This is a genomic window from Amycolatopsis decaplanina DSM 44594 (genome assembly GCF_000342005.1).
Taxonomy (GTDB): Bacteria; Actinomycetota; Actinomycetes; order Mycobacteriales; family Pseudonocardiaceae; genus Amycolatopsis; species Amycolatopsis decaplanina.
In genome coordinates, this window is sequence record NZ_AOHO01000055.1 from 270,458 (window position 1) to 287,170 (window position 16,713).

Consider the following 16,713-nt stretch of genomic DNA (forward strand, 5'->3'; position numbering starts at 1 on the left):
CTGAAGGTGACCCTTTTGCCTCGCGCCACCCCTACGGCTCACCGGGTGTGAGAGAACGCCGGAACAAGCACACCCCTGTCAGCCGACCACGATGCTCGCGTCCCGCAGCGACGTGTACCACACGTCGGATCTGAACTCCGGCCCGCTCTCCTCACCGATGTAGAGATCGATGTGCCGGGAGCCGCCGAGACCAGGGGTGAACTCATCTCGAATCTGCCACTTCGCCGCGCCGATCTTGGCGCAAACCACACTCGGAGGGGTTCCGCCCGACTCGGTCGTACCACACTCGACAACGGAGAATCGCGTGCCGATGGCCAGCACATCGCTGTCGGCCGCGGCACTCACGAACGGCTCCAATGGTTCGCCACGACTGTCCAATGGAGCATCCTCGAGCCAGTACCCGATATTGTACGACCAATTCAGATAACGGCCCGTATGCGAGCCGGCGGTAATTCGTCCCGTCCCCTCGTCACGCACGACGTCGACGAATTCCAGTGGATAGCGACCCAATGATTGCTCGCCCGAGGCGCAGTCACTGTCCGGGCAGCCGAACACCTCCGTGGAAGGACCCGCGTGAAAAGTTTCGACAGCGGTGTAGTAAACGGTGATCAACCATCCCCTGGACGGCTCTTGGCCGGCCTGCTTGCATCCGATCAAGCCGAAGACGATCGAGAAGACGATCGAAATGATCCCGATGTCATGATGACCTCCCTTGCCGCCGGGTCCTCGCATACCCGTTCACTGCCCTTCGTCCACAGTGCGTCGTATCTCAACTCGCCCGTCGCCCCTCGACCACGGCAGGCTCGGCCAGCCGTTCCGTCTTCATCCAGTCGGCACGGCCGCCGACATGCCGGACGACTCCGCGGCACCCCGCGAGCGAACCGAGCACCAGGAAGACAGGATAGGTCATCGAGGTGGCCACACATCGCCACAAGGGCTCATCGCGCGACCTCAGCCGATGGGTGATTCCCCAGACGGTGCCGGGCAACAACAGGGCACCCAGCCACGTCAGCCATGCCGACGCCGCATCGGCCGTGCCGCTCGCGATCGGGAACAGGGCCGTCCCGCCGAGCCCGACCTGAATGGCGATGCCGAGGAACAGGAGCGCCAGCAGGGTGAAAAGCGGTACGAACCAGGGAACGATCAAGTAGTGCAGCAGGTCGACCAGCCCCAGCGCGGAAATGTGACGGGAGGCGAGCAGCCCGGGAAGATGACGAGCGCACTGGAGATTCCCCTGTGCCCACCGGGCACGTTGCCGAACCAGCCGCCGGATGTCGACGACAGCCTGCTGGGTCACGACGGCACGCCTCACATAGCGGACCCGGACCCCTGCCCGATGCAGGCGTAGTCCCAGTTCGGTGTCCTCCACCAGACAGGACGACCACGGGTCGTTCCCGAAAGCCATGAGCACCGAAAGCTTGACGAACTGGCCGTTCCCGCCCAGTGCGACCGTGCCGACGGTGTCACGCACCGTCTGGGCCGCGTCGGCGACACAGCCGAACTCGATGTCCTGCAACAAGCCCAGCAACTTGTGACGATTACGAATACGGACCCTGCATTGCACCGCACCGCTTGTCCCGTCGGCGAGATATCGATCGACTTCCGTGAGCAGATTACGGCTGACCCGGCCATCTGCGTCGACCACACCCACCACGGTCTCGTCGGCCGTGCCTTCTTCCCGCGCGAGGTCGCGGATCAGCCGGTAGGCGGCGTTGAGTGCGGCACCTTTGCCTTGTCGCGCCTCCGGCGGATCACGCCGCAGGACCATCATCCGATCGTCGTCGACGGCCTTGAGCACCGTCGAGGTCCGGTCGTTACTCCCATCGTCCACCACCAGCACCCGCAGCCGATTTTCGCCGTCCGCCAAGGTGAGGAGAGACCGGACGGTGTCAGCGATCACCAGCTCCTCGTCAAGCGCGGGGACGACGAGCCAGAAACACGACGAAGGCCTGCCGGCCCCGGTCGCGCCCGGCAGGGGAGTTCTCAGACTCAGCAAAGACAGAATAATATTGTAAATCGGCCATCCGAGAAGGAGTGCCATCATCAACGAGTAGATCTGCATTGTTACTACTTGACCGCCCGTCGCAAATATAGACCGAGAGATCGTAGCGCGAGCAAGGAACAGGCGACCACCAGTACATGCACGGCCACTTGCACCACCTCGGACGATCCGAAAAGAGCAAATCCCATGAATAATGGGACTCCGGTCGCCCGAATCGATGTAACAGACATCTTGACAATCCTTTTGAAGGCGTGCGATACATTAAACACCAGCTGCAGAGCGCGGAAGCGGCCACTCCCATTAACACTGAACCCACCCTGCACAGTCTGGGCAACAGTCCAATGAAAATTCGCGCGGGGTTCACCGAGTGGGAGTATTAATGGATTGCACTATTCGGAGTAGCTCAGGGGCCAATCACCGGGACGACGTCGAAATCGAGTCGGGTACACCGCGAACGGCACCCGACGTGGTACTACTGGGCGGCACCCGGCCAGAGGCGGTGAAGCTCGCACCGATCGTGCAAGCAATGCAGGTCCAAGGCCGGATGCGACCGGTGCTCGTCGCGAGTGGACAACACGAAACGATGTTCGGCCAAGCCTTGTCTTCATTCGGGCTGCGCCCCGATGTCCGGCTGCACATCGAACGCCCGACAGGAAGTCTGTCCGAACTGCTGGGTGAACTGGTGAAGGCCCTCGACGTCCACTTTGAACAGCTTCGGCCTGCCGCTGTCGTTGTTCAGGGCGACACGACTACGGCACTCGCTGGAGCACTGGCGGCCTTCGCGCGTCAGATTCCCGTAGTTCACGTCGAGGCAGGACTTCGTTCCCACGATCTGCGGGCTCCTTTCCCCGAGGAGGCCAACCGCAAACTGGTGGCCCAGCTCAGCACGCTGCACCTGGCGCCGACGACTCGCGCGGTGAACAACCTGCTGGAGGAGGGCATCGCGGGCTCCGAGGTGCTGCTCACCGGTAACACCGTGGTCGACGCGGTGCTTTCGATCGCGCGAATGCCGACGGCGTACCACGATCACCGGCTTCCCGACGTCGAGCATCGGGCAACTGCCGGCAAGTCTCGCCTGCTTCTCGCCACGATGCACCGCCGGGAATCCTTGGGAGCTCCCCTGGCCGGAATCCTCGCCGGCCTGCGCTCGATAGTGGAGGACCACCCGGACGTCGAAGTGGTCTTGCCGGTCCACCCGAACCCTCATGTCCGTGACCAAGTGGTCGCCGGCCTCCTCGGTGTGGATCGTGTCCATATCACCGGGCCTCTGCATTATGCGGAGTTCTGCCGGTTGCTCTCCTGCGCACGGCTGGTTCTCACGGATTCCGGCGGCGTGCAGGAGGAGGCGCCCAGCTTCGGGGTGCCGTGCATCGTGCTGCGTGAGGTCACCGAACGCATGGAAGCCGTCGAGGCCGGCGTCTCGGTGCTGGCGGGGCCGGATCCCGTCCTGATCGCGCACCATGCGGCGCGGCTGCTGGCCGAGAGTCCGGACGAGGGCGCGAACACCCGCGCCAATCCGTTCGGCGACGGCAGGGCGGCGGTCAGGGCTGAGCAGGCCATCGCACGACTGCTCGGACTCACCTCCGACTGTCCCGCGGCAGTGCCGCAAGCCGTACTGGCAGGGGGAAGTTGATGAGCGTTCTCATCACCGCCGCGCACCGGCGTTCCCGTTCATGGCCCGCGTGGTTCCGGCTGGCTTGCGCGTTCGCGCTCGTCGGTTCCGTCGCCGTGGCCGTGTCCGTCGTGGGCACCGACACCCCGATCACGCCGTCGGAAACGCCGTCCGTGCCCGGCAAGGCCGGCGATCCGGCCCCGGGCGCCCAGCCGGGCTGGAGCACGCTGGTGCTCTACGAACCGGGTGCGGGTGAGTCCAGCGGTGAAGTCCTCGGAGTGCAGGCGGCGAACCTCGTTTCCCATGGAGGCTCGTTCGCATTGCGTCAGGCCGACAGGTACCGGCCGGGCGATGCTTCCAAGTTCTCATCGATCGTGTACATCGGTCATCGCGGCGCCACTCCTGTTTCCGATGGTCTGCTCGCCGATCTGGCCATCGCGGGCAAACCCGTCTTGTGGGTGGGATACGGCATCGAGCGCTGGTTCGACCGGGACCCGGCCCGCGCGCACGAGCTCGGATGGCGGCCCGCCGGCCGTGACGAGCAGGCCATCGCCGGTATCGACTACAAGGGGGTCCGGCTCGGCCGGGACGACCGCGCAGCTCCGCCGACGCGGGTCGAGCTCATGGACGCTGCCAAAGCCCAGGTGCTCGCCGAGGTCGTTCACGACGACGGCGGCCGGACTCCTTGGGCCGTGCGCTCGGGCACTTTGACCTACATCGCGGAGATCCCGTTCAGCTATGTCGGGCAAGCCGATCGGTACCTCGCCGCCGCGGACCTCCTGCGCCCGCCGGTGTCTCCGGCACGGGTTCCGCGAGCTCTCGTCCGTCTGGAGGACGTGGGCCCGGTAACCGATCCCGGTACTCTGAGGGCGATCGCGGACCACCTCGCGGAACACCGGATTCCTTTCACCGTCGCGGTATATCCCCGCCATCGGGACCCGCGAGGAGTGACGAACAACGGTGTTCCCCTGGATATCCGGCTGACCGACCGGCCGGATCTGGTCGACGCGTTGCGCTATCTGATCAGCCGTGGCGGCGCGCTCGTGCTGCACGGCTACACCCATCAGTATGGCGACGAACCCAATCCACAAAACGGTGTCAGCGCGGCGGACTACGAGTTCTATCGCGCCCGTCTCGGTGCCGGCAACGCGACCGAACTGGTCGGGCCGGTACCGGACGACTCTTTCGGATGGGCACGGGACCGGATCGGTCAAGCCCTCTCCGAGATCGCCCGAGCCGGCTTACCCCGGCCGACGATGTTCGAGTTCCCGCATTACACCGCTTCCGCGGTGGACTACCAAGCCGCGACAACGACATTCGGTACGCGATACGAGCGAGGAACCTACTTCCGCGGGTGGTGTGAACCTGCCTGTGGCCGCACTGGTCCGGTCGATCCGGCGGGGATCTACCTGCAGACGTTTCCCTACCTCGTCCGCGACGTCTATGGTGCCGTGGTCGTCCCCGAGAACCTCGGCTATCTCCCGGCATGGCAGGACGATTCAGGACGCGACCGCGCGATAGCCGCGGTTGTCGCCGAGGCCCGAGCCCTTCGCGTCGTCGACGATGGAGTCGCCAGCTTCTTCTACCATCCCGCTCTCGGTGTCGAGGCGCTCGGGAAGGTCATCGACGGCATTCAGGCTGCCGGCTACCGGTTTGTGCCTGCCGCGGAGATCGGGCGCGGTTGAGGCGAAATCACACAGATACGGAGTTCTTCTTGACTAGAAAGCTTGGCGTCCGGCGCATCCTCATGACCCTTCTGGTGCTGAGCACCACACTGGTGATCACTTCCCCCGCCGCGAGTTCCGCGACCATTCGCCTGCACCCCGCCGCTCCCGGTGCGGAGCCGGCCAGGCGGACGCTCGTACTTTACGACGCCGACGGTGAATACGGCTGGCTCGGGGAGTCGTACGCGATCATGGCGGGTAATCTCCTGTCCCACGGCGGCGCCTGGTCCATGCTCCCTGTCCAGCAGCATCTTCGGACAGACTTGCGCGACTACACGGCCGTGGTCTACATCGGCACCAGTGACCACAGACCGCTGCCCGGTACGTTCCTCGACGCCGTATTGACCACACGTACGCCGGTGCTGTGGATAGGCCGGAACATCGGCCAGCTTTACGACAGGAACCGCGGCTTCTCGACGAGATTCGGCTGGCGGCCTGCCGGGATCGACAAGAGCGTGACGATCCGCGTGGACTACCGCGGCGTATCCTTCGACCGTGATCGTGCCGCGGCTCCGAGCGGCATCGTGCGCTCCGAGATCACCGACCCCGCCCGCGCGACCACAGTGGGCGAGGCGGTTCGCCCGGATGGCAGCCGATTTCCCTGGGGAGTGCGCTCCCGGAACTTGACCTATCTGGGTGAAGTGCCTTTCTCGTTCACCGGTCTCGACGACCGTTACCTCGCCGCCGCCGACGTTCTGTCCCGGCACGCGGGCCCATCCCGGTCGAAGAACAAGCGCGCCCTGGTCCGGATCGAGGACGTCGGCCCGGACGCCGATCCCGTGCGACTGCGAGCGATCGCGGACTACCTGCACGCGCGTCGAGTCCCCTTCTCAGTGGCGGTCTACCCCCGCTACCGCGATCCACGGGGTCGTTACAACAACGGCAAACCGGTGGACAAGACGTTGGCGGACACGCCCGCGGTCGTCGACGCCCTGCGTTACATGACCGCGCGGCGGGGAACGTTGGTGATGCACGGCTACACACATCAATACGGCGAGGACTCGAATCCCTACACCGGCGTGAGTGGTGACGATTACGAATTCTATCGAGTGGGGCTCGACAACCACGGCGGCCTGCGCCACCAGGGACCGGTATCAGCCGACTCCGAGACCTGGGCCGATCAACGGCTCACGGCCGCGGCCCGGGAGTTCCGCCGGGCCGGGCTACCCGTGCCGACCATTTTCGAGTTCCCCCATTACGTGGGCTCGGCGATCGACTACACGGTGGTGAAAGAGCGTTTCCATGCCCGATACGACCAGGGTTTCTTCGCCGCCGGATGGTGCCGGAACGGCGCTTGCGGCTCCGAAAAACCCGACTACTCCCATACCACGAGTCAGCGTTTTCCGTTCCTGGTACGAGATATCTACGGATCGGTTGTCATTCCCGAATCGCTCGACCATGTATCTCCGACGACGGGGCCTGATGAGCCACGCCGGCTTCCGGAAGACATCCTGGCCACAGCCAAGCGGATCGCGGCGATCCGCGGCGGCGTGGCGAGCTTTTTCTACCACCCGTATCTGGGGACCAGCTACCTCAAGCAGGTGGTGACCGGAATCCAAGACCTGGATTTCACGTTCGTCGACGCGGCGGACATCCAATCTGGCTGAGCACGTTGTGCGAGACGCTACGTCGCGCACGTGCCGCGCACCTTTCGACAGAGGAATCCAAGTGTACGACCGGGAACCACCTGAATCGATTGCGGAGCTGATCAAATGGATCAGGGAAAGGCGTGGGATCAGTCAGCGCGAACTAGCCGAGGCGCTTGTCGCGGCGTCCGGCCGCGATACCGTGACCCGTGGCGACATATCCCGATGGGAACGAGGGAAACGCATTCCCACCAGCCATTGGCTGCACTGGCTGAGCCATGTTCTCGAGATACCGTTGCCCACCCTGCAGTATGCGGCGTCGCTCGCCAGGCGAGAACGCCTGCTGGCGACGATGCTGCGGCCACAGCCGTGGACCCTGCTGCCATTCGAGCTCGATCGGCGGGGTCCGGAAGCGAACGACCGACAGGATTTTCGGGAGCCATGATGATGGCCTCTTTTATCAGGCCACTCACATTGACAATATCTATCTCAGGGTCTCTACGAGAACCCTGATTCATCAGAAACCTAATGCAGGAGATTCTATTATTATGAAGCGTACGATTTCCGTGATCGCGACGGCCGTCGCGGCGATGTTCAGCATCGGCGTCGGCAACGCGGCCGTTGCCGCGGAGCAGGCTGAAGTGGCGCCGCGCAGCGTTCACATCAGCGAGTTCTCCACCCAGGGCGTCGGCCCCGATGCGACGTTCAAGGAATTCATCGAACTGTCCAACCGCGCCGCCTACACCGTGAACATCGGCGGTGCCCGACTGCTGGCCAATTTCAGCAACGTCGAATTCGAGATCGCCCAGATCCCGACCGGTACCCGACTGGCGCCGGGACAGACCTACCTGCTGGCGAGCCAGCGGCTCGCTTCGTCGGTACAGCCGGACCAGATCTTCTCGACCACCAGGGACATCCCCAACTCGGTGGGGATCTCCCTGCAGACCGTCATGGGCCGGCAGCTGGACGTCGTGGGGACCACGTATAGGACGACGTTCCGGTCGGGCACCCCGGCCGTGCCGCTCACCCAGCAGGACGCGGTGCAGCGGAAGTCGCTCCACCGAGTGCTCTTCACCGGCATCAACCGTGTCGACTTCCAGAAGCTCCCGGCCACTCCGGGCCGCCCTGGCTGAGTTCGCGCACGACACCGCTGATCCGGGGGCTCGGGCCAGGTTCTGGCCCGAGCCCCTCTATAACTCCACTCGCCATACGCGACCAGGGGGCCGCCCGGGTGGCCTCTTTTTCGATTCCGCTGCGGACAGCAGACTGTGACGGCCCGACGCCACAGTCCGTGCCTTTCGGCACCCGAACCGGGCGTGAAATACCGACGCAATTATGGAAAGGTCTTCCCTGTTGAGCGACGGACTCGATTTTGTCACTTTGTTCCGTAACCGGGTTGCCGAACACGCCGACAAGCGTGCGCTCGTCTTTCTCCGGGAATCAGGGACCAGCATGGCCGAAGAGAGCGTGACCTATCGCGATCTCGATTCGAGGGCCAGGCGTGTGGCGATCTGGCTGCAGGACAACACCGCCCCGGGAGAGCGAGCGATCCTGTTGTTCCCGCCAGGGCCGGAATTCGTGGTCGGCTTTCTGGGATGCCTCTACGCCGGCGTCATCGCGGTACCCGCGCCGCTCACCGCCGCGGGCGGGAATGGCGCCGCTCGTTCCAGGGCCCTCGCACTCGACGCTCAAGCGAGCGTGATTCTCACCGAGAGCAGCCACGCCGCCACCATTCGCGACTGGATCGATCACCACGTCCTGCCCCGCCGAATGCATCACGCCGCCACGGATCTGCTTCCCGCGGTTTCGCCGCGTCCCTGGCGCCCCGTCAAACTGACCTGGCGGACGACCGCATTCCTCCAATACACGTCGGGCTCGACCGATCTCCCCAAGGGAGTCGTGGTCACGCAGGGAAACCTGATGAGCAACCAGAACCTCCTCCAGCAGGCGCTGGGCACCGGGCGGGACGTTTCAGTGGTCGGCTGGCTTCCCCATTTCCACGACATGGGTTTGATCGGGCAGCTACTGCATCCGCTCTATGTGGGTGGCACCACGCACTTCATGTCCCCCATGACGTTCTTGATGCGTCCGCACCGGTGGTTGTGGGCGGTCAGCCGGTACCGCGCCACCGTGAGCGTGGCACCCGACTTCGCATTCGACTTGGCCGCGGACAGGGTCACCGACGAGCAACTCGCCGAACTGGACCTGTCTTCGCTGCGCGTGCTCTGCAACGGGTCCGAGCCCGTACGGCACGACTCACTGCGAGCCTTCATCGAGCGGTTCCGGCCCGCCGGGCTTGACGAACGCGCGATTCTCCCGTGCTACGGGCTCGCCGAATCGACTCTCTTCGTCTCAGGTACCAAGGGCCGGGGAATGGTGACCCGCGCGGTGGACACCCAAGCACTGGAACGGAACGAACTGAAAGAGGCCGATTCGTCGGCGAACAGCAGTGTTCTGGTGAGCTGCGGAATTCCCTCGGGGGTCACGATCCGAATAGTCGACCCACTCACTCGCCGGCCCTTGCCGGACGGCCAGGTCGGTGAGATCTGGGTACGCAGCGGCAGCGTGGCGGCCGGGTACTGGAACCGGCCGATGGAGAGTGTGCAGACGTTCCGCGCGACGGCGACCGACGGCGACTACCCCTTCCTCCGTACCGGAGACCTCGGCGTGCTGGACGGCGGCGAACTCTATGTGATCGGCAGGCTCAAGGAAATGCTGATCGTCAACGGCCGCAACCTATACCCCTGGGATATCGAGCGAACCGCGCACCTGGCCCATCCCGCGCTGGTCAAGGGAAAGGCCGCGGCCTTCGCCGTCGGCGAGCGCAGCGATCAAGTGGTTCTCGTGCACGAAGTGAGCGCGGCGCGGTTGCGGGAAGCCAGTGCCGACGAACTCGCCGGGCTGGTGCGGCAGAAAGTGCGAGCCGAGCTGGACGTCCACTTGGCACACGTGGTCATTGTGCGCGCAGGCGCCATCGCGAAGACGACCAGCGGCAAGGTACAGCGGCGGCTGATGCGGGAGAAGTTCCTGTCCGGGCAGCTGAAGCCCCATCCGACGTCCGCGCCCGCCGTGGCCTTCGCCGACTCGAAGGTGAGTCGATGAAACACCAACCTTGGGAGCCCGTACAGCGTTTGGAGCCGGTCCTCGGAAATCCTGAGGACCGGTGTCTGGATTTCGGCTACGCGCGGCTCGCCGCACTTGACCACTCCGGTGAGTTCCCGCATGACGTCTGCCGCCACTTGAACGAGCTCGGTCTGGGCAGGTACTACGTTCCCGCGCACCACGGTGGCCTGCTCACCAGCTACGAGACCACCGCGCACCTGGTGCGGATGCTGGCGAGGCGTGACATGGGAGTCGCCGTCGCGCACGCCAAGACCTACCTCGGTGCCGTCTGCGTCTGGATCGCCGGGCAGCAATGCCAAGCGACTTCCCTCGGCCGCATGATCACCGCCGGCGTCCCGGTGTCCTGGGGCCTCACCGAACGGGACCACGGGAGCGATCTGGCGGACGGTGATCTGGTCGCGGAGAAGATCGGCACCTCCTACCTGCTGCGGGGCGAGAAATGGCCGATCAACAACGCGACCCGGTGTGGTGTGATGTGCGTACTGGCGCGGACCGATTCCCGGGGTGGACCGCGAGGTTTCAGCCTCTTCCTTGTCGACAAGTCCACACTGTCCGGCAGCTACCGATGCCTGCCGAAAGTACGCACATTGGGCAATCGTTGCGCCGACGTCAGCGGAATCGTCTTCCGTGACGCCGAAGTGCCGGCGGACGCGCTGATCGGTCCCGAGGGTTCCGGACTGGAAACCGTCCTCAAGGGACTACAGGTCACCAGGACGTTGTGTTCCGCGCTGTCCCTCGGCAGCAGCGATCACGCGCTCCGGATCGCCGTCGAATTCCTGGAGAAGAACAGCCGGTACGGTCGTCCCGTCGTCGATCTCCCGCGAGCGAGGAGGACCATAGCGCTCGCCTATGCGGATCACCTGCTCTCCGAAGCACTTTCCGTCGTGGCTGTTCGCGCCGTCCACGCGCTCACCTCCGAACTCGCAGTGATCGCCGCCGTCACGAAGTATCTCGTCCCCACCCGCACGGAGGCGGCGATCGCGCGCCTGCGGCGGTTGATGGGACCGGTCGCGCTTCACCAGGACGACCAGCGCCGGGGCAGCCTCGGCAAGGTCGAGCGCGACCATCGCGTCGTTTCGCTGTTCGACGGCAACACCGTGGTCAACCTGCATTCGCTGATCAGCATGTTCCCACTCCTTTCCCGGGCGCGCGACAAGCGGCTCGCACCGGACCACGAAGGGATCGCGGCATGCTGTGAGCTGTCGCGGCCGATACCGCAGGCCAAGTTCGGCAAGCTGTCCCTGATACCACGGAACGGAGCAAGCTTTCTGCTCGCCGCGGAATCGTCGATCTCGAAAGTCACCGCGCTCGCGAAGGGCAACCCCCTGCTCATACCGCTCGCCGCGGCAGCAGAACGGCTGGGAGAAGCCTTGGACGAGCTCTGGATGGACATCGCCGAGGAACCGCCGACCGGACAGGACATCTCAAATCGCCTCTTCTCCATCGCCAAGCGTTCCGCGCTCTATTTCGCCGGTGTGGTCGCGATCGAACTGTGGTTGCGAAACCATCAAGAGGTACCGGCCCGGCGACCCGCGGGACGTCCGAGGCACGCCGAAGATCTGTTGTGGAGCAACGGTGTCTGGCTTCATGCCGCGCTCTACCGGATCCTGGCCACGACCGGCGACCAGCACGGCGCAGCCGCCCCGCCGTTCGATCTGCTCTTCGACGTCTTGGCCGACCAGGTGAAGAACGAGCGGCTTCCGTCGCTCTTCGGTTTCCAGCTCGCCGAGGCGACGGCCACAGGGGCCCCGAACAGTTACGGCAAGGTGTCATGACAGTGGATCTCGAAAAAGAGTTCGGGGATCCGTACCTGCCCGGAAACCCGCTTGGACATCACGCCATCATCGAAGCGGACGAACGAGGCGAGGTCTTCGAAGCCGGTGAGAAACTCCTCGATTCCTTGTCCGTCAACGCCGAGTTCGTGCCACGGCGGCTGGGCGGCAGGCTGGGCACCGCGGACGAATTCATCAGGCGCTTGCGACCGGTGTTCCGGCGCGATGCCGCCCTGGGCATCGGTTACGGGGTGCCGACGCTGCTGGCGTCTCTCAACGTGTGGCTCGCGGCGGACAACGCCCGGCAGCAGGATGCCCTGGCCGTGAAGATCCTCGGCGGGAGCAAGGTATGCCTGGCCCATGGGACACCGGGAATGTATCCGGACCCGGCCGCGCTCGAGGTCACGGCTCGTGAGCGAGGCGGCCGCCACGTTCTCGACGGGCACGCCGGTCTCGTCTTCAATTCCGACCGTGCCGACAACGCCGTCGTCATCGCGCGGACGGCCTACACCGAGAACCGGCACTCGAGGTCCCTGCTGCTCGTCGACCTGACGGCTCTTCCCAACGAGAGCCGGCGGAGATCACCCAGGGTCCGCACCCTCGGGCTGCGCGATTGTCATCTCGGCGGCCTGGAGTTCAGCATGTGCCCCGTCCCTCAGGACAGCCTCATCGGCTCGGCGAGATCTGGAGCCGATCTCGCGCGTCGCTCTTCCGAGATCGGCGGCTGCCTGACCATGGGGCTGTCGCTCGGCATGCTCGACGCCAGTCTCTTCACCGTGATGCGTTTCGCGCTTCACCGCCGGCTGTACGGCCGGACCGTCAGCGACATTCCCCATGCCAAAGCGACCATCGCGGGCGCCTTCGCCGATCTGCTGATCGCCGATTGCCTGGTCACGACGGTGGCCAGGGCCCTGCATGTCCTGCCCGGTCATTCCAGGGCCTACGCGGCGGCCAGCCGGTATCTGGTTCCGTTGTTGCTCGAAAACGCGATGAACGAGCTTTCGGTGGTCCTCGGCGCGAGGTATTACCTTCGCGAGGGCGAACATGCGATCTTCGGCAAACATTTCCGCGATCTTCCCTCGTTGAGCTTGCTCTACCCGGACCGCACGCCCGAGATCACCATCGCGGCACACCTGCCCGCCTTCGCCCACGCGCAGCGCTATCCCTCGAGTTCGGCCGCATCGGCGTCGATCTTCACCCCGGAGATGGAACTGCCGCCGCTCGAGCACAACGAGCATCCGGCCCGGGCGCAGGGTGATCCCCTGCTCGCCTGCCTTGAGCCCTGGTTGGACGAGTTGCGCGGAGAGGCGAAGACGGCCACCGATCTCTCGACCATCGCCACCCTCCTGCTCACCGAATTGGAACACCTCGCGACGCACGTCGGCCAGGCACACGTCTGGCAACTGGATCCGGCGAACAGTACGGACAGCGACTCGCTGGCGGAACGCTATGCGGTCTTGCTGGCCGCGACCGCGTGCCTCGGCATCTGGCGGCACAACCGGGATCGGCGTGTGCTGGCCGGCCCGGCTTGGATCCGGGTCGCTCTGCGACGGCTGCTCGGCCGTCTCATGCCCGGAACCCCGCCCAGTGCGAGAGAGCTGGACGAAGAGCTGTTCACCGAGCTGCTCACCCGCGCGGCCGAAGGGACCAGCTTCTGCCTCGACGAAGACCCGGTCCACCGGACGCTGCCTCGCTGAGCGGTGATCCACCCTCCCCACGACAAGGACAAGATCATGCCCACAACCGATATAGCCGCGTGGCTCATCCAGAAGGTCGCGAGCTATCTCGCGATAGAGCCGGACCGGATCGACGTCGCCCGTCCACTGGCCGAGTACGGGCTCACCTCGGTGTACGCGCTCACCCTGTGCGGAGAAATCGAAGACCACTTCGGCGTACCGGTCGAACCGACGCTGGCATGGGACTACCCGACCGTGACGGCCATGTCCGAGTATCTGCGCACCCAGCTGGTGGCGCCGCGATGACGTGGGGAGCCGGACCGATCAGTCCCGTGGCCGTTGTCGGCATCGATTGCCGATTCCCTGGAGCGCCGGACAAGAACTCCTTTTGGGAGATGCTGCTCAAAGGCGATCATGGGATCACCGAGATACCCTCCGACCGATGGAACGCCGAGGCGTTCTATTCCGCCGAAGGCAAACCGGGAACCATGAACACCACGATGGCGGGCTTTCTCAACGCCCCGTCGTCCTTCGATCACGAGTTCTTCGGTATCGCACCGCACGACGCGCTCGAAATGGACCCTCAGCAGCGCCTCCTGCTCCAGGCGAGCTGGCGTGCCATCGAGGACGCCGCCATCGACCCGGCGTCGTTGGCAGGCAGCCGGACGAGTGTCCACGTCGGAATCATGTCCAGCGAATGGGCTGTGCTGCACATGGCGGACTACGCGGAGATCACCCCACGACGGGGTACGGGCAACGGCTATCACATGGCGGCGAACCGTATTTCCTACCACCTCGATCTGAAGGGCCCGAGTGTGGCGGTGGACACCGCCTGCTCGTCGTCCCTCGTGGCCGTACACCTCGCTATCGCCGCATTGTCCGCGGGCGACTGCGACCTCGCGATCGCGGCGGGCGTCAACATCATCCTCACCCCCGCGCTGTCCATCTTCTACACGCAGGCGGGTCTGTCCGCACCGGACGGGGAGTGCAAACCGTTCAGCGCTCACGCCAACGGGATCGGCCGCGGCGAGGGCGTCGGCGTGGTCGTGTTGCGGCGGCTGAGCGACGCGATAGCCCACAAGCAGCCCATCTACGCGGTCATCGAAGGGTCGGCGGTCAGCCACGACGGCCGGAGCAATGGCGTGACGGCACCGAACCGATGGTCACAGCAACAGGTCATCGGTAACGCCTACGCCCGTGCCGGAGTAAGGCCCGCCGAAGTCAATTTCGTCGAAGCACACGGAACGGGCACAACCCTCGGCGACATGATCGAAGTCCAGGCTCTCGGTGCTGTGCACGCGGGCGAACGGGAACAGCCCTGCGCGCTCGGCTCGGTGAAGGGGAACATCGGGCATACAGAGGGAGCGGCCGGCATCGCCGGATTGATCAAGACCTGCCTCGCCCTGGATCGTCGCATTCTGCCGCCCAGCAGGCACAGTAACGAAGAGAACGCCGATCTGCGCTTGGACCAGCACGGGCTGTGGCTGGCCCGGCTGCCGATGCGATTGCCCGCCGAGGGCACGGTTCGCGGCGCGGTGAGCAGTTTCGGCTTGGGGGGGACCAATTCCCACCTGGTACTGGCGACTCCCCCGCCCGCGGACCGTCGTCCGGAACGAGGTGGTGTCGGCGTGCTGACCGTCTCGGCCGGCACGGTCACGGCGCTACGGCGCAACCTCGCCTCCATCGCCGAGATGATCGATCGCGAGCCGTCGGAACGTCTGCCCCAAATCTGCCACAGCACCAACCTCGTGAAGACCTCCCTCAAGCACAGGTGGGCCTTGCCTGCTTGGAACCGCGAGAAGCTCAAAGCCGACCTTCGCGCGCAGATCGCCGATCCGCGGATACCGACCGGCAGCGGATACGCCACCCCCAAGGTGATCTTCCTGTTCACCGGTCCCGGTGCCCAATACCCCCGGATGACCCGCGCGCTGTATGACAATCTTCCCGCTTACCGCGATCGGTTCGATGAGGTCGACTCGGCCATGCGGCCGCATTTCGGCCGGTCGATAGCCTCCCTGGTCATTGACGACATGTACCCCGACGGTGTCTCCGTTCACGACCCCGCGCTGGCCCAGCCCGCGTTGTTCGCGGTCGGGTATGCGCTCGGCGCCACCCTCCGGGACCTCGGCGTCTGGCCGGAAGCGATGCTCGGGTACGGCACCGGCGAGTACGCCGCCGCCTGCCTCGCGGGAGTTCTTCCCCTGTCTGCCGCCTGCGAGATCGTCGTGGCGCTCGCGGCGTCGACGCAGAAGCTGACGGACTACGGTGCCATGGTCGCCGTCGAAGCGACGGCCGCTCAGGTGAAACCGCACATCGATGCCGAACCGCTTGTCACGATCGCCGGGTACAACGGCCCTCGCGATCTGGTCATCTCAGGTGACACCGACGCCGTCGCCCGGGTCACCGGCGCGCTCCGTGAGGCCGGCGTGGCGACAAAGCCGGTACTCGGTACTCCCGCCATGCATTCGCCGTTGATGCGGCCGGTGGTGGCCGAGTTCAGCAGAGCCGCCGACGCTGTCGCCGCCTATCGCCCGGTCGTCCCGATCGCGTCGACCCTGCACGGCCGTCTGATCACCGACGGGCTGGACTCCGCTTACTGGGTCGAGCAGATCACCTCCCCGGTCCGGTTCGATGCCGCGCTGAGCGCGGTGCGTGAGCTGGGCCCGACCCACCTGATCGAGGTCGGTCCCGCACCGACGACCCTCGACCTGGTCCGGCGCGCCGATCCTGACCACGAGATGACCGTGCTCACGCCGTGCCCTGGTGAAACGGCCGCCGGCCACGAGGTCGCCGAGGTACTGGCCGCGTTGTATCGCGATGGGCTCACCCCACGCTGGCAACGGTTGTACACCAAACAACAGCAGATGCCCTGGCGTCTGCCGCCCTATGTTTTCGACGATCACGCCGCTTCACCTGTCACGGCCGTCCAGCAGGCGAGCACCGAAGGCCTTCCTGCTGCCTCGGCCACGGAATCGGTCGTCGAGCGAACGCTTGCGGCGCTGGCGGAGGTCGGTGGCTACTCGACGGACGATCTGGTGATGGACGCCCGGCTGCTCGACGACCTCGGGTACGACTCGCTCACCCTGATCAGGCTGAGTGACCGGCTCACGACGCTCCTTCGCATCGACGGACCGATGGATCTCTCCGAACTCCCCCAGCTCGAAACCGTGAAGGACGTCGTCTCGTACGTCTCCGCACGGCACGACGCGTCCTAGAGA

12 protein-coding genes are annotated in these 16,713 nt (G+C 65.3%); 10 read left to right on the forward strand and 2 right to left on the reverse strand.

Translation table 11 applies throughout. The features are described 5' to 3' along the window. Positions 1 to 78 precede the first annotated feature (78 nt). Positions 79 to 732: an RlpA-like double-psi beta-barrel domain-containing protein gene (locus tag H074_RS18445; RefSeq protein WP_007031559.1), complete on the reverse strand. Its 654-nt coding sequence runs from the start codon at positions 730 to 732 to the stop codon at positions 79 to 81. Positions 733 to 769: 37 nt separating this feature from the next. Continuing rightward, positions 770 to 1,996, reverse strand: coding sequence for a glycosyltransferase (locus tag H074_RS18450; RefSeq protein ID WP_235096807.1), 1,227 nt, complete (start codon positions 1,994 to 1,996; stop codon positions 770 to 772). Positions 1,997 to 2,468: 472 nt separating this feature from the next. Here H074_RS18450 and wecB point away from each other — a divergent pair, with 472 nt between their 5' ends. The 10 genes from wecB to H074_RS18495 all read left to right on the forward strand — a co-directional run bounded on the left by wecB (position 2,469) and on the right by H074_RS18495 (position 16,710). Continuing rightward, positions 2,469 to 3,635 carry a non-hydrolyzing UDP-N-acetylglucosamine 2-epimerase gene (gene wecB, locus H074_RS18455; protein ID WP_338022503.1) on the forward strand — a complete coding sequence of 389 codons (1,167 nt, stop codon included), beginning with the start codon at positions 2,469 to 2,471 and terminating at the stop codon, positions 3,633 to 3,635. Next, positions 3,635 to 5,299: a polysaccharide deacetylase family protein gene (locus H074_RS18460; RefSeq protein ID WP_007031563.1), complete on the forward strand. Its 1,665-nt coding sequence runs from the start codon at positions 3,635 to 3,637 to the stop codon at positions 5,297 to 5,299. Before wecB ends, H074_RS18460 begins: the two co-directional genes overlap by 1 nt. Positions 5,300 to 5,361: 62 nt before the next feature. Continuing rightward, positions 5,362 to 6,945, forward strand: a complete 1,584-nt coding sequence (locus tag H074_RS18465; protein WP_007031564.1) for a DUF2334 domain-containing protein — start codon at positions 5,362 to 5,364, stop codon at positions 6,943 to 6,945. 61 nt (positions 6,946 to 7,006) lie between these two features. Next, positions 7,007 to 7,369 (forward strand): helix-turn-helix domain-containing protein, encoded by a 363-nt coding sequence (locus H074_RS39355; RefSeq protein WP_007031565.1) that lies wholly within the window; start codon positions 7,007 to 7,009, stop codon positions 7,367 to 7,369. 103 nt (positions 7,370 to 7,472) lie between these two features. Next, positions 7,473 to 8,057 (forward strand): lamin tail domain-containing protein, encoded by a 585-nt coding sequence (locus H074_RS18470; protein WP_007031566.1) that lies wholly within the window; start codon positions 7,473 to 7,475, stop codon positions 8,055 to 8,057. A gap of 202 nt (positions 8,058 to 8,259) precedes the next feature. Further along, entirely contained in the window at positions 8,260 to 10,026 is a 1,767-nt protein-coding gene (locus H074_RS18475) for a fatty acyl-AMP ligase (protein ID WP_039922758.1), read from the forward strand. Beyond that, positions 10,023 to 11,822 (forward strand): acyl-CoA dehydrogenase family protein, encoded by a 1,800-nt coding sequence (locus tag H074_RS18480; protein ID WP_083920444.1) that lies wholly within the window; start codon positions 10,023 to 10,025, stop codon positions 11,820 to 11,822. The genes H074_RS18475 and H074_RS18480 overlap by 4 nt, the downstream gene beginning before the upstream one ends. Continuing rightward, positions 11,819 to 13,516, forward strand: a complete 1,698-nt coding sequence (locus tag H074_RS18485; RefSeq protein WP_152521444.1) for an acyl-CoA dehydrogenase family protein — start codon at positions 11,819 to 11,821, stop codon at positions 13,514 to 13,516. Before H074_RS18480 ends, H074_RS18485 begins: the two co-directional genes overlap by 4 nt. A 36-nt stretch (positions 13,517 to 13,552) precedes the next feature. Beyond that, positions 13,553 to 13,801 (forward strand): acyl carrier protein, encoded by a 249-nt coding sequence (locus H074_RS18490; protein ID WP_039922850.1) that lies wholly within the window; start codon positions 13,553 to 13,555, stop codon positions 13,799 to 13,801. Further along, on the forward strand, positions 13,798 to 16,710 hold the full coding sequence (locus tag H074_RS18495) for a type I polyketide synthase (RefSeq protein WP_200865792.1): 2,913 nt from the start codon (positions 13,798 to 13,800) through the stop codon (positions 16,708 to 16,710). Before H074_RS18490 ends, H074_RS18495 begins: the two co-directional genes overlap by 4 nt. Positions 16,711 to 16,713: the final 3 nt, after the last annotated feature.